General features: G+C 69.6%; 15 protein-coding genes and 4 pseudogenes. 12 read left to right on the top strand and 7 right to left on the bottom strand.

Annotation, left to right across the window (positions count from 1 at the left end):
- Positions 1 to 397 precede the first annotated feature (397 nt).
- The 5 genes from OG972_RS36565 to OG972_RS36545 form a co-directional block, all read right to left on the bottom strand.
- Positions 398 to 1,246, bottom strand: coding sequence for a carbohydrate ABC transporter permease (locus tag OG972_RS36565; RefSeq protein WP_266988815.1), 849 nt, complete (start codon positions 1,244 to 1,246; stop codon positions 398 to 400).
- Complete coding sequence (locus OG972_RS36560; RefSeq protein WP_266988813.1) at positions 1,243 to 2,571, bottom strand: ABC transporter permease subunit; 1,329 nt, start codon at positions 2,569 to 2,571, stop codon at positions 1,243 to 1,245. The genes OG972_RS36565 and OG972_RS36560 overlap by 4 nt, the downstream gene beginning before the upstream one ends.
- Positions 2,572 to 2,584: 13 nt before the next feature.
- A complete protein-coding gene (locus tag OG972_RS36555; RefSeq protein ID WP_266988811.1) occupies positions 2,585 to 3,916 on the bottom strand; it encodes an ABC transporter substrate-binding protein in 1,332 nt (443 codons plus the stop codon).
- A gap of 38 nt (positions 3,917 to 3,954) precedes the next feature.
- Positions 3,955 to 5,628 carry a glycoside hydrolase family 13 protein gene (locus OG972_RS36550; RefSeq protein WP_266988809.1) on the bottom strand — a complete coding sequence of 558 codons (1,674 nt, stop codon included), beginning with the start codon at positions 5,626 to 5,628 and terminating at the stop codon, positions 3,955 to 3,957.
- Positions 5,629 to 5,840: 212 nt separating this feature from the next.
- Positions 5,841 to 7,112 (bottom strand): ABC transporter substrate-binding protein, encoded by a 1,272-nt coding sequence (locus OG972_RS36545; RefSeq protein ID WP_266988807.1) that lies wholly within the window; start codon positions 7,110 to 7,112, stop codon positions 5,841 to 5,843.
- A gap of 166 nt (positions 7,113 to 7,278) precedes the next feature.
- Between OG972_RS36545 and OG972_RS36540 the strand changes: the two genes are divergently transcribed.
- The 4 genes from OG972_RS36540 to OG972_RS36525 all read left to right on the top strand — a co-directional run bounded on the left by OG972_RS36540 (position 7,279) and on the right by OG972_RS36525 (position 11,972).
- Positions 7,279 to 7,785, top strand: a complete 507-nt coding sequence (locus OG972_RS36540; RefSeq protein ID WP_266988805.1) for a PadR family transcriptional regulator — start codon at positions 7,279 to 7,281, stop codon at positions 7,783 to 7,785.
- Positions 7,782 to 8,549, top strand: a complete 768-nt coding sequence (locus OG972_RS36535; RefSeq protein ID WP_266988803.1) for an ABC transporter ATP-binding protein — start codon at positions 7,782 to 7,784, stop codon at positions 8,547 to 8,549. Before OG972_RS36540 ends, OG972_RS36535 begins: the two co-directional genes overlap by 4 nt.
- 11 nt (positions 8,550 to 8,560) lie before the next feature.
- The gene (locus OG972_RS36530) at positions 8,561 to 10,885 is read left to right on the top strand and encodes an ABC transporter permease (protein ID WP_266988801.1); all 2,325 of its coding nucleotides are present in this window, start codon (positions 8,561 to 8,563) and stop codon (positions 10,883 to 10,885) included.
- A gap of 244 nt (positions 10,886 to 11,129) precedes the next feature.
- Positions 11,130 to 11,972, top strand: coding sequence for a 2OG-Fe(II) oxygenase family protein (locus OG972_RS36525; RefSeq protein WP_323135919.1), 843 nt, complete (start codon positions 11,130 to 11,132; stop codon positions 11,970 to 11,972).
- Here OG972_RS36525 and OG972_RS36520 read toward each other — a convergent pair.
- Positions 11,947 to 12,329, bottom strand: a pseudogene (locus OG972_RS36520) (transposase); the annotation flags it as partial. The gene OG972_RS36525 and the pseudogene OG972_RS36520 overlap by 26 nt on opposite strands.
- On the opposite strand from OG972_RS36520, the gene OG972_RS36515 reads away from it, so the two are divergent.
- Both OG972_RS36515 and OG972_RS36510 read left to right on the top strand, forming a co-directional pair.
- A complete protein-coding gene (locus OG972_RS36515) occupies positions 12,249 to 12,512 on the top strand; it encodes a transposase (protein WP_266988799.1) in 264 nt (87 codons plus the stop codon). The pseudogene OG972_RS36520 and the gene OG972_RS36515 overlap by 81 nt on opposite strands.
- 143 nt (positions 12,513 to 12,655) lie before the next feature.
- Positions 12,656 to 13,939 (top strand): cytochrome P450, encoded by a 1,284-nt coding sequence (locus OG972_RS36510; protein ID WP_266988797.1) that lies wholly within the window; start codon positions 12,656 to 12,658, stop codon positions 13,937 to 13,939.
- Positions 13,940 to 13,959: 20 nt separating this feature from the next.
- On the opposite strand, the pseudogene OG972_RS36505 reads toward OG972_RS36510, so the two are convergent.
- Positions 13,960 to 14,130 (bottom strand): annotated as a pseudogene (locus tag OG972_RS36505) (sensor histidine kinase); the annotation flags it as partial.
- Between the two features lie 471 nt (positions 14,131 to 14,601).
- Between OG972_RS36505 and OG972_RS49635 the strand changes: the two are divergent.
- The 6 genes and pseudogenes from OG972_RS49635 to OG972_RS36475 all read left to right on the top strand — a co-directional run.
- Positions 14,602 to 14,910: pseudogene (locus OG972_RS49635) on the top strand (hypothetical protein); the annotation flags it as partial.
- A gap of 256 nt (positions 14,911 to 15,166) precedes the next feature.
- Positions 15,167 to 15,700 (top strand): annotated as a pseudogene (locus OG972_RS36495) (class I SAM-dependent methyltransferase); the annotation flags it as partial.
- A gap of 691 nt (positions 15,701 to 16,391) precedes the next feature.
- Positions 16,392 to 16,871, top strand: a complete 480-nt coding sequence (locus OG972_RS36490; protein WP_266988793.1) for a DUF6643 family protein — start codon at positions 16,392 to 16,394, stop codon at positions 16,869 to 16,871.
- A gap of 87 nt (positions 16,872 to 16,958) precedes the next feature.
- Positions 16,959 to 17,783, top strand: a complete 825-nt coding sequence (locus tag OG972_RS36485) for an MOSC domain-containing protein (protein WP_266988791.1) — start codon at positions 16,959 to 16,961, stop codon at positions 17,781 to 17,783.
- Between the two features lie 133 nt (positions 17,784 to 17,916).
- The gene (locus OG972_RS36480; RefSeq protein WP_266988789.1) at positions 17,917 to 18,525 is read left to right on the top strand and encodes a hypothetical protein; all 609 of its coding nucleotides are present in this window, start codon (positions 17,917 to 17,919) and stop codon (positions 18,523 to 18,525) included.
- A gap of 150 nt (positions 18,526 to 18,675) precedes the next feature.
- Positions 18,676 to 21,108 (top strand): right-handed parallel beta-helix repeat-containing protein, encoded by a 2,433-nt coding sequence (locus OG972_RS36475; protein WP_266988787.1) that lies wholly within the window; start codon positions 18,676 to 18,678, stop codon positions 21,106 to 21,108.
- Positions 21,109 to 21,121 lie beyond the last annotated feature (13 nt).

Genomic DNA, 21,121 nt, shown 5'->3' with positions numbered 1-21,121 from the left:
TCCGGATCGGCTCGGCGGTGACTTGAGCGAACTGGGCCGGCCGAGTCGACCCCTGCGTCGTGGGCGAGCGCCATCAAGGTGTCCGTCTCTGCCGGCCGTGCCCCTTGATCTCCGAATGGTCCACGCTCGATGTCCGCGTTCGCCGCAGCCGCTGGGGTGGTTGGCCCATCGCGTGATTGCGACGGGTTACCGGTGACGAAGGTCGACGCGATGGGCGCCGCGCAAGAAGCACGACCGCCGAGCACCAACACCTCAACCTCAAAGCGGCATTGGGTTTCTTCCATCACCCGGTGTCGCTACGGAGATTCTCAGCGGCACCGGGCAGGAACACGACTCGACCGCACACAGAGACCGTCTCGGCGCCGGTACACGCCCCGGAGCACAGCAGTCTGCGCGGCTACTTCACTGAGCCGGCCATCACCCCCTGGACGAAGTGCTTCTGGAAGGCAAAGAACACCACGAGCGGTACGACGAGCGACAGGAAGGCACCCGGCGCCAGGACGCCGATGTTGCTGCCGAACTGCCTCATCTGGGACTGGAGCGCCACGGTCAGCGGCTGCGACTCGCTGTCGGCGAACAGCAGTGCCACGAGCATGTCGTTCCACACCCAGAGGAACTGGAATATCGCGAGGCTCGCGATGGCGGGCCGGCCCAGCGGCAGGATCAGCCGCAGGAAGATCCGCCACTCGCTGCCGCCGTCCAGACGCGCTGCCTCCAGCATCTCCTTCGGGATCTCCGCGAAGTAGTTCCGCAACAGGAAGACGGCGAAGGGCAGGCCGTACGCCACGTGGAAGATGATCACGCCCGCAACGGTGCCGAAGAGCCCGACTGCGCCGAAGAGTTTGGCCACCGGAAGCAGGCCGATCTGCACCGGCACCACAAGCAGGCCGACGACCACGAGGAACACGGCGTCCCGTGCGGGGAAGCTCAGCCAGGCGAAGGCGTATCCCGCGAGCGCCGCAATGCCGACGACGAGCACCGTCGTCGGCACCGATATCAGGACCGTGTTCCAGAAGGCCGAGACAAGACCGGATTCCTCGAAGAGCGCGCGGTAGTTGTCGACCGACAGTTGGGCGGGGTCGATCAGCGACGTCCACCAGCCGTTCGAGGCGTTGTCCTGCTCCGAGCGCAGCGAGGAGAGGAAGAGCCCGGCAAGCGGTGTGACCCATACGAGGGCGACGAGGACCAGGAACACCTGGACCACGGAGTTGCCCAGCCATCGGGTCCGTCCGGTGTGGCTGCTCATGCTCCGCCCTTCCGGAAGCGCCGGATGTTGAAGATCATCGCCGGTACGACGAGGAGGAGCAGCAGGACGCTGAGCGCGCTACCCAGCCCCTGGTCGTTGCCCCCACCGAAGGAGACCAGCCACATGCGCGTGGCCAGCACGTTGGCCTCCTCCTGCACAGGGCCGGGGGCGATGATGTAGACGAGGTCGAACACCTTCATGACGTTGATGACGAGCGTCACGAAGACGACGGTGAGCACGGGGGCGAGTAGCGGAACCGTGATCTTGCGGAAGATCTGGCCCTCGGTCGCGCCGTCCACGCGGGCCGCCTCCAGGGCGTCGCGCGGGATGGCCGCGAGCCCCGCCCCGATCAGGACCATGGAGAATCCGGTCCAGACCCACAGGTAGGCGCCGATGATCGCCGGTGTGACCAGAGCCGGACCGAGCCAGTCGACCCCCGTGTAGCCGGCGGCGAAGTTGGACGCAGGAACCCGCAGCGTATAGGCGTCGTCGCCGAGGTCATCGAAGCGGAACGAGCCGTTGTCACCCGTTCTCGTGGATGCCACGACCGTGCCTCCTCGCAGTACCTCGACCGTCACGCCGGGAAGGCCGTTCTCCTTCGGGTCGATCTGGCCCTGCCGGCCACCGGCTCCTGGCGTGAAGTCCAGATACACGGCGCCTGACAGGCTCCCCGCCGACGGCTCCGGCGTCCACGCGGGCGCTGCCCGATGGGGCACGGCCTCGGGCGCGACGCCGACGAAGGGCAGGACGATGTCGCCCCCGGGGCGGACCTCGACGGTCGTGTAGCCCTCGCCGGGACTGCCGCTCAGACCCTTGCCCTCACGAGCCCGTGCCGTCGGGTAGGGGGACGGTTCGTCGATCGCGTCGTGGACACCGACGATCGCCGCGTTGAGCACGCCCCGGTCAGGGTTCTGTTCGTAGGCGAGGCGGAAGATGATGCCCGCGGCGAGGAACGACACGGCCATGGGGAGGAACAGGACGAGCTTGAACGCGGTAGCCCAACGCACCTTCTCGGTCAGGACGGCGAGGACGAGCCCGAGCCCCGTGAGAAGCACAGGCGCAACGACGACCCAGATGGCGCTGTTGCGGACGGCCTTCAGCGTGGCCGGGTCCTGGAACATCTCCATGTAGTTGGCGGCGCCGACGAAACGGTCGCCGCTCGCGTCGAAGAGGCTGCGCCCGACGGAGAACACGACTGGATAGACGACCAGCGCCCCGAGGAGCAGGAGGGCCGGAAGGACGAAGAGCATGCCGAGGAGGCGTCTTCTGCGCAGCGCACGGCGCCGCGGGTCCGCCGCGGCGCGTGCCTTCGGAGTGTGGGACATGACGGGGGCGGCCTCAGTTCCCGTACGTCTTGGCCGCCGCGGCTTCCAGAGCCACCGCGGTCGCCCTCGGGTTCGACGGATCGCGCAGGAAGTCCTGGAGCAGCTTCCACTCGCCGGCGCCCTTGGTGCCGCCGAAGGCCGCGGGGGCCTGGTCGGACATGTCGAAGCGCACCGAGTCGCCGGCGGCGACGAGCGACTCGGCGGTCGCGCGCGTGGTGTCGTCGCCATAGGCCTCGGGCTTGACGTTCTTGTTCGGGGAGAGGAAGCCGCCGGCCCCGGCCCACACCTCGCCCGCTTCCGGCGTGGCGAGGAACTCCAGAAGCTTCATGCCGGCCTCGCCGTTCTTGGCGTCCTTCAGGACCACCGCCGCGTCCCCGCCGCTGACCACGGGTGGGGTCCCCGCGCCGACCGCAGGGAACGGGAAGAACTTGGCGTCCTCGCCGGGCTTCTTGCCGAACTCGTCCTTGGCGACGCCGCCGACGAAGTCGCCTTCGTAGACCATGCCGGCCTTGGGCTCCGGACCGAAGACCTTCTCCACGGAGCCGGGGAAGTCGGTCTGCAGGGCCTCCTGGGCTCCGCCGGCCACGAGTTGCTTGTCCTTGAAGACCTCGGCGAGTGTCGTGAGCGCCGCGACGACGCTCTCGTCCGTCCACTTGATCTTGTGCTGGGCGAGCTGGTCGTACTTCTCCGGTCCGGCCTGGGAGAGGTAGATGTTCTCGAACCAGTCGGTGAGCGTCCAGCCGTCCTCGCCGGCGACCGCGAAGGCGGGTCGTCCGGAGTCGGCGAGCATCCGTCCCGCCGTGAGGAGCTCGTCCCAGCTCTTCGGCTCGTTCACCCCGGCCTGGGACAGTGCCTCGGGGGCGTACCAGACAGTGGATTTGTGGGCTGCCTTGAAGTAGAGCCCGTAGTAGGTCCCGTCGACCGTTCCGTAGTTCTTCCAGACGGGGGCCAGGCCTGCGGTGGCGGTCTCTGTGGTCTTCCCGGACAGTGGCTGGAGCCAGCCCGCCTTGGCGAACTGCTGGAGCACGCCGACCTGCGGGACGAGCACCACGTCGGGGGCGTTGCCGCCCTCGATCTTGCTGCCGACGAAGGTGGAGACGTTGTCGCCCGAGGGCACGAAGACGGTCTTGGCGCCGGTCTTCTTGCTGAAGACGTCGAGCACCTTCTTGAAGTTCTTCTGCTCACTGCCGGTCCAGACTCCGGCGACCGTGACCGTCTTGCCGCTGAGTTCGCCGCTGCCGGCGGGTTCGGCGTCTCCGCCGCAGGCGGTGACGGTGAGCGCCAGAGCCAGCACTGTGGAGACGGTGCCGGTGGTACGGAGGGCTATCGTGGCGGATCGTCGCATGACGGTCCATCCTTCCTTTGGGAACGGGGCGGGGCAGGTCAGGAGGTGGGGGTGTCGGTGGACCACCAGGCGGCGGTCGCTCCGGGGAGTTCGCCCGCCGGGCAGGGGCCGCTGGACAACAGCGGCGAACCGGGCACCGGAGCGGGGACGGTTTCGGAACCGAAGTTCACAGCGCAGACCAACCCGTCACCACGCGCCATGGCGAGGACCTGAGGTGGCGCGTCCAGCCAGCGCAGGGTCCCTTCGCCCAGCTGGGGCAGGCTGCGCCGCAGCTGGAGTCCCTCGCGGTAGAGGTGCCAGAACGAGCGGGTGTCGGCGAGGGCGCGATCGGTGGCGTATTCGGCGAACCACTCCGGCTGCGGTAGCCAGGTGCGCACACCGGCCGTGCCGTCACTGAACCCGAAGGGGGACGCCTGGCCCGACCAAGGAAGGGGGACGCGACAGCCGTCCCGGATCCGCGCGCGACTTCCCGTACGGTGGAAGATGGGGTCCGTCAGCACGTCGTCGGGCAGGTCCAGCACCTCGGGCAGACCGAGTTCCTCACCCTGGTAGACGTAGGCAGCGCCCGGGAGCGCCAGCATAAAGAGCGCCGCCGCTCGGGCCCGCGCGGAGCCCACTTGCTCGGCGCCGGGGCCGCCCGCGTACCGGGTGACGGTGCGGACCTGGTCGTGGTTGTTGAGGACCCAGGTGACCGTCGAACCCGTACCCGCGATGTCACGCAGGGCCTCGTCGATGACGGCGCGGAAGGCGGCGGCATCCCAGGGGGCACTGAGCAGGTCGAAGAAGAATGCCTGGTGCAGCTCGTCCGGCCGTACGTACAGCGCGTGTTCTCGCGCTCTTGGCACCGACACCTCGCCGACAAGCAACCTCTCGATGCCGTCGCGTGCTGTGTACTCCTCGCACACGGCCCGCCAGCGGCGCCACACGTCATGGACCTCGGGCTGGTTCCAGGCCAGAGGGTTGACCGAGTCACGCGTGCGCTCGTCCGCCGTCGGGTCGTCCGAATCCGGGAGATCGGGATGCTTGAACAAGCCGGCGGCCACATCGATGCGGAAGCCGTCCACGCCGCGGTCCAACCAGAAGCGCAGCACCTGCTCGAAGTGCTCGCCCACTCGGGGGTCGCGCCAGTTGAGGTCCGGCTGTTCCGGCGTGAACAGGTGGAGATACCACTCGCCGGGGGAGCCATCCGGTTCCGTGACGCGGCTCCAGGCGGAACCGCCGAACATGGCGTGCCAGTTGTTCGGGGGCTCCTCCCCGTTCGGGCCGCGGCCCGGGGCGAAGTGGAACCGTGACCGGGCACGGCTCCCCGGGCCGCCGGCCAGGGCCTTCCGGAACCACCGGTGCTCGCTCGAACAGTGGTTGGGAACGATGTCGATCAGCAACTTGAGTCCGAGCCGATGGGCCTGGGTCACCACGCGTTCGAACTCGGCGAGGTCGCCGTACACGGGGTCGACGTTCTGGTAGTCCGCGACGTCGTACCCGTGATCGTGCTGGGGCGAGGGGTAGAACGGGCTCAGCCAGACGCCGTCGACACCGAGCTTCCTCAGATACGGAAGTCCGGCGCGCACGCCGGCGAGATCTCCGACTCCGTCCCCCGTGCTGTCGAGGAAGCTGCGGACGTAGACCTGATAGATCACCGCGTCCCGCCACCAGGGGGTGGCGGAGCGGGTGTGGGGAGGGCGGCCGGCGTGGGCCGCAAGAGTGCTGAGCATCTCGCGTCGACCTGTCTGAAGTGAATGCGAGAGCGCCCGAACGGGAGCCTCTGATGTGCATTCATGTTAAGTACTCATGAAGGCGAGATGTCAACGATGCTGCAGAACTCGCTTGTGCAGATGCCTGATTGGGCAGACTGTACGAGCAAAAGGGAAAGACCACTACCTAACAAGCAAGTAGAGTGGGGAAGGCAGGGAGGAGCGCGGGAGTGTCAAGAGCCGCCCGAGATGGCGCTCAGCTCGCGAGTCAATCGCCGCACGGCTTCCTCAGGGGTCTCGCGCAGCGCCAGCACATCCTGGCTGACGGCCTGGACGGCGAGGCTCACCTGCTCGTACCGCGCGCTCTTGGGGCGGGGCGCGGCCGCCAGCACGCTCTGCCGGAGGATCGGAAGATAGGGATGGGAGGCGACGAGGGACGGGTCGTCGTAGAGCGAGGCTCTCACCGGCGGTAGAGCGCCTCGCGTCAGTACCTGCCGCTGCACCCGCTCGCTCGTCAGGTACGCGATGAAGTCGGCGGCCGTGGCGGCGTTCTTCGAGCGGGCGGACACGGCAAGGTTCGATCCGCCCAACACGCTCGTGCCCGGCCCGTCGAGACCGGGCAGAGGAACAACTCCGAAGCGTCCTGCGACCTTCGATCCCGGGCCGTTGGCGTCCGCGTAGACGTACGGCCAGTTCCGCAGGAAGAGGAGGCGGCCTTCTTCGAAGGCGGCACGGGACTCCTCCTCCTTGTACCGCAGGGCCTCGGTGGGTATCCAGCCCTCGCGCAGCCCGTCCGCGAGGAACGCGAGGCCAGCTCGCGCCGAGTCCGAGTCGACTCCGACCCGCGCGCCCTCGTCACGGAGGACGGTCCCGCCCGCGGACTGGATCGCCTCGGTGACGTTCACGGTCAGCCCTTCGTAGGGCAGGAATTGCCCCGCGTACCCCTCCAGACCGTGCCGCGGGGCGAGGGTGCGCGCCTGGCGAGCCAGCTCGGCCCAGGTCCGCGGCGGCTTCTCGCCGGCCGCGTCCAGCACGTCCTTGCGGTAGTACAGCAACCCGGCGTTGGTCACGTACGGGACGGCGTACAGCCGCCCTTCGAAGGTGGCCGTGTCGACCACGGGGCGCAGAAAGGCGTCCAGCTCGAATCGTCCGCGGTTCAGGGGGGTGATCAGACCTGCAGCCGCGAACTCCGAGGTCCAGGCCACGTCGATGTTGAGCACGTCGAACCGGCTGCTGCCGGAACGAAGTTCGCTGAGCATCTGTGCCCGGCTCTCGTCCGCCGAGTCCGGCAGTTCGACGAGCGTGACCCGCTCGGCCCGATGGTCGCGGTTCCAGTCGTCGACCAGCGGTGCGAGGTAGTGGGTGAGATCTCCCGCCGTGACGAACGTCAGCGGGCCTCGGTCCCCGGCCGGCAGCTCACCGGGACTCTGCGCGACGCCGGAATTCCCGGCCAGCACGATCGCCGCTGCGAGAATCCCCCTCCTCACGGCCCGTATCCACCGCATAGGTTCCTCCTGGACGTGGTCCCGGACGCGACGTGGACCATCGTGGCATATGTCGAGCCCGGGGAATCGGCGATACTGGACCGCCAGATGACACGGCCGTCACCTGGTCCACCGGTCTCAGGTCCGGCATCGGGTTCCGGAACGAACGACACAGAAGGGGGAGCGTGTGCGGCAGCAGCTGCTGGCACTCCTCACCCGGGGCCCTGCCCACGGTTACGAGCTCAAGCAGGGCCTTGAACAACTGCTCGGCTCCGCATACCCTCAGCCGAACATCGGCCAGGTCTACGTGACCCTCGGGCGGCTGGAGAAGAGCGGTCTGATCGAGGGTGAGGATGTCGAACAGACCGGTCGCCCCAACAAGCGGACGTACCGGTTGACGGAAGCGGGGCGGGACGCCGTCTCCGCGTGGTTCGAGGAAACCGCCGACGAGCCGAGGGTACGCGACGGGTTCTTCATGAAACTCGCGCTGGCCCCAGTGTCGGGACTCGCCGACCCGATCGCCTTGATCAACAGGCAGCGGCGCCAACACCTGAACACCATGCGCACCCTCTCCAAGCTCGCCGCTTCGGAGGACCGTGACAACAAGATCGCCCAACTCCTGATCGAGGGTGCCATGCTGCACCTGCAGGCCGACCTCGACTGGCTGGAGCGTTGTCAGGAGGAGCTGGAATGACCGAAGGTCCCGTCGCACCGCCCCCACAGGAGACGATCGTGCATGCCGAGGGTCTGACGAAGACCCACCACGGCGACAGCGCCCCTGTCCAGGCGGTACGGGGTGTGGACCTGACCGTGCGGCCGGGTGAGTTCGTCGCCGTCACCGGCCCGTCCGGAGCGGGAAAGTCCACCCTGCTCCACCTCGTCGGCGGTCTCGAACGGCCGGACAGCGGGCGCCTGTGGCTGGGCGGAGAGCGGGTCGACGGATACTCGGAAGCCCGCTGGGCGATGCTGCGCCGACGCCACATCGGCATCGTCTTCCAGTTCTTCAATCTGGTCTCCAACCTCACCGTCGCTGACAACATCGAACTGCCGGCCCTCCTCGCCGGGGTCTCGCCCCGGTCGGCGAGGGAAAGCAGAGCGGAACTCCTCGAAGAACTGGGGCTGGAAGGCAGGGACCGATCGATGCCGGGAGAGCTTTCCGGGGGCGAACAGCAGCGGGTCGCGCTCGCCCGAGCCCTGGTCAACAGCCCGGCGCTGCTGCTCGCCGACGAGCCTGCGGGGAGCCTCGACGGCAAGGGGACCCGCGACGTCGTACGGTTGCTCTCCCGCTTCCACCGGCGGGGCCAGAGCATCCTCATGGTCACCCACGACGCCCGCATGGCCAGTGCCGCCGACCGGGTCATCAGCTTCTTCGACGGACAGGTCGCCGACGACGCGACCCTTGGCAACGGCGGCACGGCACGCCCGGGGGTGTCCGGCGTGCTCAAACTGAGAGACTGAGGCGATGCGTCGTGCGGGCCATTCTGCGGTGGGCTCACTCCGACCTGCGCGCCCATCGGGGCGAGGCCCTGTTCGCCGTGCTCGCCAGCGCCGGCGTGATCGCCTCGCTGCTGCTGTCCGGAGCGCTCCTCAGCTACGCCGTCAACCCCTGGCAGCGTGTGTTCAACCAGTCCCAGGGCGCGCACATCTGGCTTCACACCCGAGGTGACCTCGACGCGGCCGCGCTTACCTCGCTGGACGAAGTCGCCGCGATATCCGGTCCCTTCCGGACGGCCGACGCCACCGTCGAGGTGGCCGGCGCACGGGCGAGGGTCGTCCTACGGGGCACGGGCCCACAGCCGCCGACGGTGGCCCGCCCCCTCGTCACCGAGGGACGCTGGCTGAACTCGGCGACCACCGACGGCCGCCCGGACGAGATTGTTCTGGAGAGCACACTCGCGCGTGCCCTGTGGGCCGACCCCGGCGAGACGGTGACGGTCACCGGCGAGGACGGCGCACCGTTGTCCCTGCGGATCACGGGCATCGCGGAGAGCGCCGAACCCCTCTACCGGGCCGGTCAGGGAGCAGGCGTCGCCTGGGTGCTGCCCGGGGCACTGGAACGAATGGCCCCGACCGGTGCGGGACAGAGCGTCGGGCTACGGCTCAAGGACCCGGACGACACCGACTACGTCGTCCAGCGAGCCGTGACGCTGCTGGGCGCCGACCGGGTCGACCAGGTGACGAACTGGCAGGAGGCCAAGGCCGACGTGGGAGGCGACGACCGGCTGCTCGGACAGATATTCGCCGCCTTCGGCCTGGCTGCCCTCTTCGCGGCGGCGGTTGCCATCTCCGGGGCGGTCAGGGCACGCGTGCGGGGCCAGCTCAAGGACATCGCGGTGCTGAAGGCCATCGGCTTCACTCCCGGCCAGGTGATACGGGGGTTCCTCGTCCAGCACCTGGGCTTCGCGGTCCTGGGTGCCGGGCTCGGCACGGTGGCGACCCTGACGCTCGGCCGGTGGATACCGGGCAGGATCGGAGAGGCGGTGGTCCTGTGGCCGGAGATGCCCGGACACCGGGCGATCGTGGTCGGGCTGCCTGGCACCGCGGTCCTTCTCATCGGTACCGCCACCGGGCTCGCCGCCTGGCGGGCCGGTCGCGTACCGCCCGTCCCCGCCGCCAGGTCGGCGCTCCTCACCGCTGCCCCGCTCACCCTCCTCGGCCGCCGCGCCATCGGACTGCGCCTGTCGCCGGCCCTGGTTCTCGGCTGGCGCTCCGCGTTCTCCGGCCGCGGACGCAGCCTGTTGTCGATCACCAGGCTCGCTCTCCCCGTCGCCCTGATGACCGTGGCCCTCGTCGCCTGGTCGACACTCGACCAGTTCCGCAGCGACCCCGCCCAGATGGGCCGCGCCGCCGCCCTGACCGTACGCGCCGACAAGCCGGGCCCGGCCGACGACCCGGCGCTTGAGCGCGCCCTTGCCTCGGTCCCCGGCGTCGAAGACGCCTTCCCCTGCGTGGAGTTCGTCGCGCTGGTTCCCGGTCAGACCGGGACGATCACTCTGCGTGGCATGGGCAGCCAGGCACGACCGTACCCCCACACCGTCGTCGAAGGTCGTGCACCGACCGGCCCGGACGAGGCGGTCGCCGGGCAGGGGCTGCTGGACCTGCTGGGCGTACGGGTTGGGGAGTGGGTCCGGATGACGGTCGAGGGGCGCCCGCAAATCCTGCACATCGTGGGCCGCAGCGTCGAACCCGACCAGGGCGGCCGGGTGATCTCCACCTCGCTCGACAGCCTCAGGAACAGCGCCCCGGCGATGCGGGCACGCTTCCACGCGCTCGTCCTACGACCGGGAGCCGACCCCAGGGAGGTGGCGGCCGCCGTCTCCGAGGCGACCAACGACGCTCTGGAGATTCGCGAGACCCCCACCCCCGCGGACCGGCTGGACACCCCACGCGGAGTCATCGCGGCGCTCATCGCCGTCCTGGCCTTCATCGCCCTCGTCGAACTGCTCACGCTGATCAGTACCGGAGTACGCGCCCGGGTACGCGACCTCCTGGCGATGAAGGCCATCGGCCTCACCCCCCGCCAGATCGGCGCTGTGATAGTGACGGCAGCGGCCCTCAGGACCCTGGTCTCCGCCCTCCTGGGCACCGGGGTCGGAGCGGCGCTCGGACAGTGGCTCGTCGACGAGGAGGGCCGCTCCAGCGGCATTGGCTCGGGTATCGCTCACGTGCCCTCACCGCTCGTCCTGGTGACCCTGGTCGTCACAGCAACCGCGGTCGGCGCCGCGGCCGCGCTGGCGCCCGCCGTGAAGACGGCACGTCGCCGCCTCATCGACTCGGCGAGCGAGACCCTTTAGGGCTTGCCCGGTCGATCACGCGACAGCTCGTCGGGACAAGGTCCCGACCGGCTCCGAAAAGGGATCTTCGCCCACTGCCGGTTGTGGCAATGTGCTCGCAGGCCCAACCCATCGCATACCCGTCTGTCCTCACCACCGCCCCTGTATTGGCTTGGGCTTGGCGCCTCCCACGACCTCGAACGGTCCTCGAGAAAACTCACTTGAGCCGTTCGCAGCTGGGACATCGGTCTCTCCGCGCCTGACCATGCGCGCGCCGAACCAGCAGGCGGGCACGAAGCATGTCCCCCTCGATGACGCCCGGGTCGGCGAAGGCTGGCCATGCCACGGCCCCGCGCCCTGGCCCGATCAGCAGTACCAAAACGCCATCAACGCCCCCATGGATCAGTCCGGTGACGTCGGACACCGGATCCTCCGACTCACTGCGCTTGGACTCGGCCAGGACATCGACGCGTTCACCCGTCTGACCGACGACGGATGGCACTACTTGCGGGTCCTGCGCTTCCCTGCCGCATCGACCACCAGCGAACGCGGCATCGGCGCCCACACCGACTACGGTCTGCTGGTCATCGCCGCCCAGGACGAGGTCGGACAGGCCCTGCACATCCGGCCTCCTATCCCACGAGAGAGCCGCAATCGCAATTGGCTGGCCGAAGAGAGCGCCGCGGGCGCATACGAGGACGACGACAAGTGGACGTACGTCAAACCCGTACCGCACACCTTCACTGTGTTCCCCGGCGACATGTTCCAGTTCATCACCGGTGGGGAACTGCTCTCGACACCGCACAAAGTGAAGCTCGCCGACAAGGAACGGTACGCCTTCGCGTACTTCCACGAGCCGAACTTCCAGGCAGTGGTCCGTCCGCTCGGCAGCACGGACGACGCAGAATCCCTCCATTACGGCAGCCACTTCACCTCGATGTTCACCCGCTGCTACCCAGACCGCATCACAACGCAGAGGATCCACGCCGAGGGCAGATTGTCCGTGCTGGAAAAGCTCCGGATGAAGGCCTTTCCCTCGCCCCGATCGAGTGGGACCGGCCCAACTGATCACTTCGGAGTGAGGTTCGGAGGCGTCTCAAGCAGATGATGATGCGGGCGAGTTGGAGTAGGCCGAGGTGGAGGTGGGCGCGTATCTCCTAGCGGATCCGGAGCCGCTTGAACTGGTGGAGCCAGGCGAAGGCCCGCTCGACGATCCAGCGGCTCTTGCCCAGGCGAGAGCCATGGGCAATGCCCTTGCGGGGGCGGTCTTCGGGGTGATGCCGCGGGCCCGCAGGAGGCGGCGGTACTTGTCGTAGTCGTAGCCGCGGTCGACGAACAGCCGGCGAGGCCGGTGGCGAGGCCACCCTAGTGATCTGGTTGTGAGTTGGTCCGGCGTGCTCGCGCACCCCGCTTCCAGCTCCACTTCACCCCGACCCACTCGTCGTGGACCAACCAGGTCGAGCGGCGATTCGCCGAGCTGGAACGGCGTTGCCTCGAACGCGGAGTGTTCTGCTCCCCCGACGACCTCAAGGCCGCACTCGAAGAGTGGATCAAGGTCTGGAACGACGAGGCCAGGCCCTTCACATGGACCAAGACCGCCGACCAGATCTGCCGCTACTGCTCACGCGTCTCCGAACCAGATCATTAGTTCTTTCCCCTTCGGGCAACAAGAATCCAGTCACCCGTGCTGAGTCGGGACTTTCGGCGCCGCCCCGGCCCGGCTCAGCGGGACACTGCGACGCAGCGCGCGTCCCGCCGTGCCCCAGTCCCCGATCGCAGCAGAGGCATCCCGTGACCGACATCGATTCCCGGCTCACCGACGACATCCCCGCGCCCCACGAACTGGACCTCGGCCGCCCCCTCTACCGCCTCGATCCCCTCGGCCGGGACTTCGCGGCGGAGGGAAAGGCGCTCCAGGGGATAGGCACGCTCGTTCCTGTGGAACTCCCGGACCGCGTGACGGCGTGGGCGGTGACCCGGCGGCGGGTCGCCGACCAGTTGCTGACCCACCCCGACATGCGCAAGAACCCCCGACACTGGCGCGCCTACCAGGACAGCCTCGTACCGGCCACCTGGCCCCTGCTGCAGCTCATCACCACACCGACGATGCTCATCATGGACGGCGCCGACCACACCCGGCTGCGCAAGCCGATCCAGACCGCGTTCACCACGCGCCGGGTCGAGGCGCTGCGCCCGCGTATCGAGGAGATCGTCGACGAGCAGCTCGACGCGCTCGCGGCGGCCGAGCCGGGATCGGTCGTGGACCTGCGCAGCACCTTCGCCTTCCAGCTGCCGGTGACCGTGATCTGCGAGCTGTACGGCCTCGACGACCTGGAGGCGCGAGATCAACTCGCCGTGGACAGCCACCTGTTGCTGAGCGGCGCGACCCCGCCCGATGAGCGGCTGGCTGCGGAGGCCAGCATCTTCGGCAGCATGGCCCAGCTGATCGCCGCCAAGCGCAAGCAGCCCGGTACCGACCTCACCTCGGCCCTCATCACGGAGTTCGACGCCGGTCACATGTCGGAGGAGGAACTGGCCGGAACGCTGTTCCTCATGCTCCTGGCCGGTCACGAGACCACTCAGGACCTGATCTGCAACGCGGTCCAGCGCCTGGCCGAACACCCCGAGCAACTGGCGCGCGTCCTCGACGGAGCCTCCGGCCAGGACCCGTGGCACGGCGTGGTGGAGGAGTCGCTCCGCTTCGATCCCCCCGCCGCCACGACCATGTTCCTGTACGCCGAGCGGGATGTCGACGTGGAAGGCGTCACCATCCGGGCCGGTGAACCCGTGCTCCTCCACATCGCGGCGATCGGCCGCGACGACGACGTCTTCGCCGACCCGGACACGTTCCTCCCGGACCGGCGCAACGCCCACCAGCACCGCGCCTTCAGCCACGGTCCGCACCACTGCCTGGGCGCGCCCTTGGCCCGCCTGGAGGCGAGGGTCGCGCTGCCCGCCCTGTACGAGCGGTTCATCGTCACCCCCGCGGAGCCACTGGGGGACATCGAGCGGGTGGGATCGCTGTCGACCAACGGCCCCGCCCGGCTGCCGGTCCGCCTCACCGCGCGGTCATGATCCGTGGGCTTCGTCTCCGCCGGCATCTCGGCGGGCGTGTGCACGCGTACGTTGCCCAACAGGTGGCACAACACCTGGCGCAGCCCGGACTCGTCGGTCCACTCGAGCAGTGCAGCCGCGACGGTGACCGGGCGTTCGGGCTGCTGCACCCGCAGATCCTCGACGGCCTCACGGGCCGGCCCGGCCAGGTCGTGACCGCCGCCGCAGGCACGGCATACCTGCACGGACCGATGGCCGCCAACACCGCAGCCCAGACCGACGGCCCCTTCGGGCAGGGCGCGTTCGCCATCCGTTTGCCGGGCCCGTCGGATCTATTCCGGCGGGCCGGCGCATCGAGATCCGGGCCCTCGCAAACGACACGGTCAAGCGACGGACCTCGCGCGGATTCCTCGACCCCGAACGCATGGCGATCCAATTTGAGCAGGAATGGGGCACCGTGGGCGTCGCCGCGACGCGCCGCGAATGGATCGTCGGCCCCCTCACGGAGGCACGCTCTCGGGTCACCCCGCGACACGATCATCGAGCCCGACGGCTTCGAGAAGGCCACCTACCGTCGGCGCAACGTCGGCGGACGCTGCTTCCAGCGCCTCTAGCAATGGCGCGGCATTGCCACCCGCTGCGACAAGCGACCCGACCGCTACCTCGCCGCCATCACCCGCTGGATGATGATGACCGGGCTGCACCACATATCCGATCCCAAAGTGGTCAGCTATGCCGTGGGCGCGGTACGCAACGGATTCACCGGTCAGGCGCTCGACATGTCCACGCGCCTCGCCGAAGTCAAGCGGAGTCTGGCGACTGCGTCCCCGGAATCGCGTATCGAATTCTGGAAGTCGGTAGCCGCGCTGAAGACCTCCACGTTGCTCCAATTGCCGGTGAACGCGGCAGCTTTGGTGCTGGACGTCCCCGAGGAGGAGCAGATCGCTCTCGATGAGAGCATGCATCTCATGGGGCTGGCCGGGCAGTTACTGAACGACTTGGTGGGCGCCGACGGGTGCCGAAGTAATTCGGGTTCGGGCCGGACCGATGTACCTATAGGCACATGCGCTGACCGTTCGTGCATGCGTGGGTACCGCGCCAGGGAAGTCGGTGGCATTGTTTCTCCGAGCGGGCCTCGTGAAACCCTGCCGCGAAGGCACGCACCCTGGCCATGCACTCCCCGATCTGGCATGGCTTCGCCGCCCCTCCCGACTCCCCACGGGAGGGGCGGGCGGGTTCAGGGACAAGTGGCGGGACGTCCAGGACGGCCCGTACGACGCCATCTCCTCCATCGAGATGGCCGAGCACGTCGGCGCCGAGCGCTACCGCACCTACGCCCACACCCTGTACGACCTGCTGAAGCCGGGCGGAAGGCTGCTGGACCAGCAGAGCGCCCGGCGCCCCTGGCCGGACGAGGAGGCGTACCGGGTCGACGAGTTCATAGACGCCTACGTCTTCCCCGACGGGGAGCTGTCCCCGGTCGGCACCACCGTCGGCGAGCTGGAGCGGGCCGGCTTCGAGGTCCGCGACGTGGAGGCACTGCGCGAGCACTACGCGCTCACCCTGCGGGCCTGGGTGGCGCGGCTGGAGGAGCACTGGGAGGAGGCAGTCCGGCTGACCTCGCCCGGGCGGGCCCGGGTCTGGCTGCTGTACATGGCGGCCACGGCGCTCGGCTTCGACCACAACCGGCTAGGCGTCAACCAGGTGCTCGCCGTGCGCACCGGGGGCCGGTCGGCCTCCCGGATGCCTCTGCGGGCCCGCGAGTGGCCGGCACAGGACTAACGTGGTCGGCGATTGAGGTGGGGGCGTGCTGGCCTGGCAGCTCGGCTCGTGCGTGATCAGCAGACGGTGTCGCGGACGAGGACGAGTTCGGTGCTCGTCCGGTGCCGGGTAGGCCGCAGGGCGGCCCGGTCAAGACCAGGGAGGCGATCGCGGCGTGGGTCTCGGGGTAGGTCTCGCGGCGGCCGGTGTAACGCTGGAGGGGCCTCCACTTCTTCGTCTCGCCGATGACGTCCTGGACGCAGATCCGGGCGGGAGGACTGGCGGCGCCGGTGCGCGAGTTGCTCGCCCTGCGGGGCGTCCTTGCGCGGCGGGCCGGGCCGCGGGGCGGCGGGACGGTGACCTGGCCCTGCTACTGCCAGGAGGAAGGTGCGTACGTCCTTGACCGTGAGTCGGACGGCCTTCTTGGTGCCGAGGCCGGGGATGAGGGTGAGGCGGCGCAGCGGGTTGGGTGTTCCCCCGAAACCGGTGGCCGGCGACCCCGCCGAGCCCGGCAAGTGCCACGCGAATGTCGCCCTTTGTAGCCCCTCCGCCACTTCTCGTCAGCCATGGGGCCCTCCATCGGGAATGCGCCCGCTGTTAACGGAGGCTTTAACGATGTTTTCGCAGGTCAGGCGGACAAAACCGGCGTAAAACAGATGACCCTAAGATTAGGCCTCCCCAACCAGCACATCGTGGGCTTAACTTAGGTGCCATGACCTCCCCCCGCTCCACCTACGGCGGCGGCTACTACGCCGCACCGTCGTTCCCCGACACTCCGATCTACGACTCCCTGGTCGCGGAGCGGGGTACGCCCCAGATTGCCCCGATCCGAGTGCCGGCCGTGTACGACACCGGAAACAGCTACCTGCCGGCGCTCCCGTCGGCGCTGCCGGCGCTTCCCGCGGCGCCTTCCCAGCCGAACCCGTCGTACGGCTACCCACAGCAGATGGCCGCATCGCAGCAGAACTACGCGCCGATGCAGCCGGCTCATCTGCAGCACGCTCCCGCGCCGTACATCCCGCAGCAGCCGACCGGCATGCGGGGCGGCTACCAGACGCCTCAGCCCCAGCAGCAGCGCCCGGCGCCGGGCACGGGGTACGAGTCGATGCGCCCGGCGTCGCCGCGGCCCGTCCCCGCGCCCTCTCCGTACGAGGACCTGTACAACCGCCCGTACCAGAGCCGGGGGTACTGAGCCGCCGCGGAACCCGCTGCACACGGCCGCGGTCCGCCCCGGGCCCGATCCGAAGGACGGGCCCGGGGGGACTGGCAGGATGGAGACATGCGTCCTCCCGTACTGCGCGCCGTACACATCCATCCGGTCAAGTCGCTGGCCGGATGCGAGCCCGGCGAGGCCGCCGTCGAGCCATGGGGACTCGACGGCGACCGCCGGTGGATGCTGGTCGACACCACGGGCCGGGCCGTCACACAACGGCAGCAGCCGCGCATGGCGCTGGTCTCCGCCGTGCCGCTGCCCGGGGGCGGCATCGGTCTGTCCGCGCCGGGGAGCGCGCCGCTGGCCGTCGAGGTGCCCGAGCCCGGACGCACGGTCCCCGTGGCGCTGCACCGGTCCACCATCGAGGTGGTGGAGGCTGCGGCCGCCGCCCACACCTGGTTCAGCGAGCGCCTGGGCACGGAGGTCCGGCTCGTCCATCTCGACGCGCCCGGGACCCGCCGTCTCATCGATCCCGCGTACGCGCGCCCCGGAGAGACCGTCGGATTCGCCGACGGTTACCCGCTGCTCCTGGCTTCCAGCGCCTCGCTGGACGCCTTGAACTCACTCATCGCGCAGGGCGACCACGCAGACGAGGGGCCGCTGCCGATGAACCGTTTCCGGCCGAATGTCGTCGTGGACGGCACGGCGCCGTGGGCGGAGGACGGCTGGGACAGGATCGCCATCGGCGATGTCCCGTTCCGCGTGGTCAAACCCTGTGACCGCTGTGTCATCACCACCACCGACCAGGGCACGGCGGAGCGCGGCAAGGAGCCGCTGCGTACGCTCGCGCGCCACCGCCGTGTCGGGCAGGACCTGCTGTTCGGCCAGTATCTGATTCCGGACGGGACCGGAGTGATCCGGGTCGGGGACCCGGTTCGGATTCTCGGCTGACGGCCCGGCCGGGAGGGGAACTCGCGGGACCGGCCCGCGCGTTGGACGGGGTGAGGTGGCTCTCTCTTCGTCTGCTCGGCGCGCGGGCTGTGCCGTATCAGGATATGACGGATGCGGAAGGGGGTGCAGGACTGTGCGAGCGGTATCGGGAGTATGGCGTTGGCGGCACAATCCCCTGCGCCGCGCCACTGACCGGCGCGAGGCGTGGGTGGCTCTGGTGGCGCTGCTGTTGATGACGGTGGCGGCGCCTGCGCTCGGGTGGCTGTGCGGTTCGCTCATGGACGACGTCCTGCAGGAGTCGGTACGGATCCAGCAGGCGCAGCGGCGTGCCACGACGGCGGTTGTGGTGCGCGTGGCGTCGGGGCCGCCGCGTCTGGTCTCCGACCCCGAGATCTCCTCGGAGCGCACGACGCAGACGTCGGTGGTGGCGCGCTGGAAGGCCCCGGACGGCACCGCCCGCAGCGGAAGGGTCACGACCTTTTCGAAGACCACCGATCCCGGCGCCAGGGTGCGCATCTGGACCGATCCGGACGGCCGCCCGGCGCTGCGCCCGATGGATGCCCCCACGGCCCACACCCATGCGGCACTGGCCGGATTCGGGGTGATGCTGCTGGGCGTCGCACTGATCGAGGGCGGGCGGCGCCTGATCGTATGGCGCATGGTGCAACGGCGGTATGCGCGGCTCGACCGGGCGTGGGCCGAGGCCGGTCCGGACTGGGGCAGGACCGGCACCGGCAGCTGATGAGCTGGGATCCCGTCAACTCCCGCCCTCCACGCGCGCTACGGTGGACCGGTCCGCTCACCTCTTCGGCGGACGGACCCGTGACGACCCCTGCCGCAAGGCCGGCCGCACGGGCATCGGACACGCACGAGGTGGGGGCACAACAGCGCCATGGCACAGGGCACGGTCCAGGTGACGCACACCGGCACATCGCGGTGGCGGCGCCGCACTGGCGAATACGCCTCCCTCACCGCAGCCCTCGAGGCCGCGGCGGACGGTGATGTCCTCACCGTCGCGCCGGGCACCTACCGGGAGAATCTCGTCCTGCACCGCGCGGTGACCCTGCGCGGTCCGGAGGGCTCCGTCGGCTCCGTGCGGATCGCGCCGGTCGACGGCGTACCGCTGACGGTGCGTGCCTCCGCCGTCGTCCAGGATCTGCATGTGGAGGGCCAGGACTCGGCGGCCCCCGCACTGCTCGTCGAGGACGGCGCCCCGGAGCTGGCGGATCTGCGGATCGTGACGCGGTCGGCCGCCGGGATAGAGGTGCGCGGTGCGGCCCGGCCGAACGTGCGCCGCTGCACGGTCGACAATCCGGCCGGGGTCGGCATTGCCGTGCTGGACGGTGCGGGCGGGGTGTTCGAGGAGTGCGAGATCGTGTCGGCCGGGCAGTCCGGGGTCTCGGTGCGCGACGGTGCGCATCCGCGGCTGGAACGCTGCCGGATCCATCACTCCTCGGGCGCCGGACTGAGCATCACCGGTGAGGGCAGCGGGCTGGAGGCCATCGGCTGCGAGGTGTACGAGATCAAGGGCAGCGGCATTCAGGTCACCGCCCGCGCCTCCGCGCACCTCACCGACTGCACGGTGCACCGCACTTCGGCGGACGGGGTCACGCTCGACACGGACGCGGTGCTGACGCTCGCCGACTGCGACATCCATGACATCCCGGAGAACGCGGTGGATCTGCGCTCCCGTTCGGTCCTCACCCTGACCCGTTCCACGGTCCGCCGCTTCGGGCGCAACGGCCTGTCCGTGTGGGACCCGGGCACCCGGGTCGACGCCAACCAGTGCGAGATCCACGACAGTACGGGCGACTACCCGGCGGTCTGGGTGAGCGACGGCGCGACCGTGATACTGGACTCCTGCCGGGTCCATGACGTGCCGGACGCGATCTTCGTCCTCGACCGGGGCTCGCGCGCCGATGTCGTCGACAGCGATCTCACCCAGGTCCGCAACACGGCGGTGTCGGTGAGCGACGGGGCGACCGCACAACTCGACGACTGCCGGATCCGGGAGGCGTCCACCGGCGCCTGGTTCCGCGACCACGGCAGCGGCGGCACGCTGAACAACTGCACCATCGACACGGCACAGACCGGGGTCATCGTCACCAAGGGCGCCGACCCGACCATCGAGCGCTGCACGGTCACTTCGCCCGCCGAGGCCGGTTTCTACGTCTCCGCCGAAGGACGTGGCACCTTCGACAGCTGCCGGGTCACCGGCAGTGACGGATACGGCTTCCATGTCATGGACGGCTGCCGTACGACGCTGACCCGGTGCCGTACCGAGCGGTGCGCGCGCGGCGGCTACGAGTTCGCCGAGGGCGGCTCGCACGGTGACGGGCAGGGGACGGGCCCGGTCGTCGAGGACTGCACCAGCGACGAGAGCGCACTGCGCACCGCCACTCCCCCGCCGCCCACGGTGCTGACGGCGGCCCAGTCGGCCCCCGGGCTGCTCGGTGCGGTGCCCGCGCAGCGCCCGGCCGTGCCCGCCGCCGTCGAGGCACCCGCCGAGCCGGTACGTACCTCGGGCGCCGTTCTCGGTGAACTGGACGCGCTGGTCGGCCTGGACAGCGTCAAGCGCGAGGTACGTGCCCTCACCGACATGATCGAGGTGGGCCGCCGCCGCTTGGAGGCGGGGCTGAAGGCCGCGTCGGTGCGACGCCATCTCGTCTTCACCGGCTCCCCCGGCACCGGCAAGACGACCGTGGCCCGCCTCTACGGCGAGATCCTGGCCTCGCTCGGGGTGCTGGAGCGGGGGCATCTCGTCGAGGTGTCCCGGGTCGATCTGGTCGGCGAGCACATCGGCTCGACCGCCATCCGTACCCAGGAGGCGTTCGAGCGGGCGCGCGGCGGGGTGCTGTTCGTCGACGAGGCGTACGCGCTGTCGCCCGAGGACTCCGGCCGGGACTTCGGCCGGGAGGCGATCGACACGCTCGTGAAGCTGATGGAGGACCACCGGGACGCGGTGGTCGTGATCGTCGCCGGCTACACCCACGAGATGGAGCGGTTCCTCACCGTCAACCCCGGTGTGGCGTCCCGTTTCTCACGGACCATCACCTTCAGCGACTACGAGCCCGCCGAACTGCTGCGGATCGTCGAACAGCAGGCCGAGGAGCACGAGTACAGCCTCGCCGAGGGCACCGGGGAGGCGCTGCTGAAGTATTTCACCGAGCTGCCCAAGGGCCCGGCGTTCGGCAATGGCCGGACCGCCCGCCAGACCTTCGAGTCGATGGTCGAGCGGCATGCCGGCCGGGTCGCCCAGCTCGCCGAACCGAGCACGGACGACCTCACCCTGCTCTACCCGGAGGACCTGCCGGAACTCCCCTGAGAGACTGTCGGGT

Source organism: Streptomyces sp. NBC_01669 (genome assembly GCF_026339735.1).
GTDB classification, from domain to species: Bacteria; Actinomycetota; Actinomycetes; order Streptomycetales; family Streptomycetaceae; genus Streptomyces; species Streptomyces yanii.
This window is presented reverse-complemented; position numbering and strand designations above follow the sequence as displayed.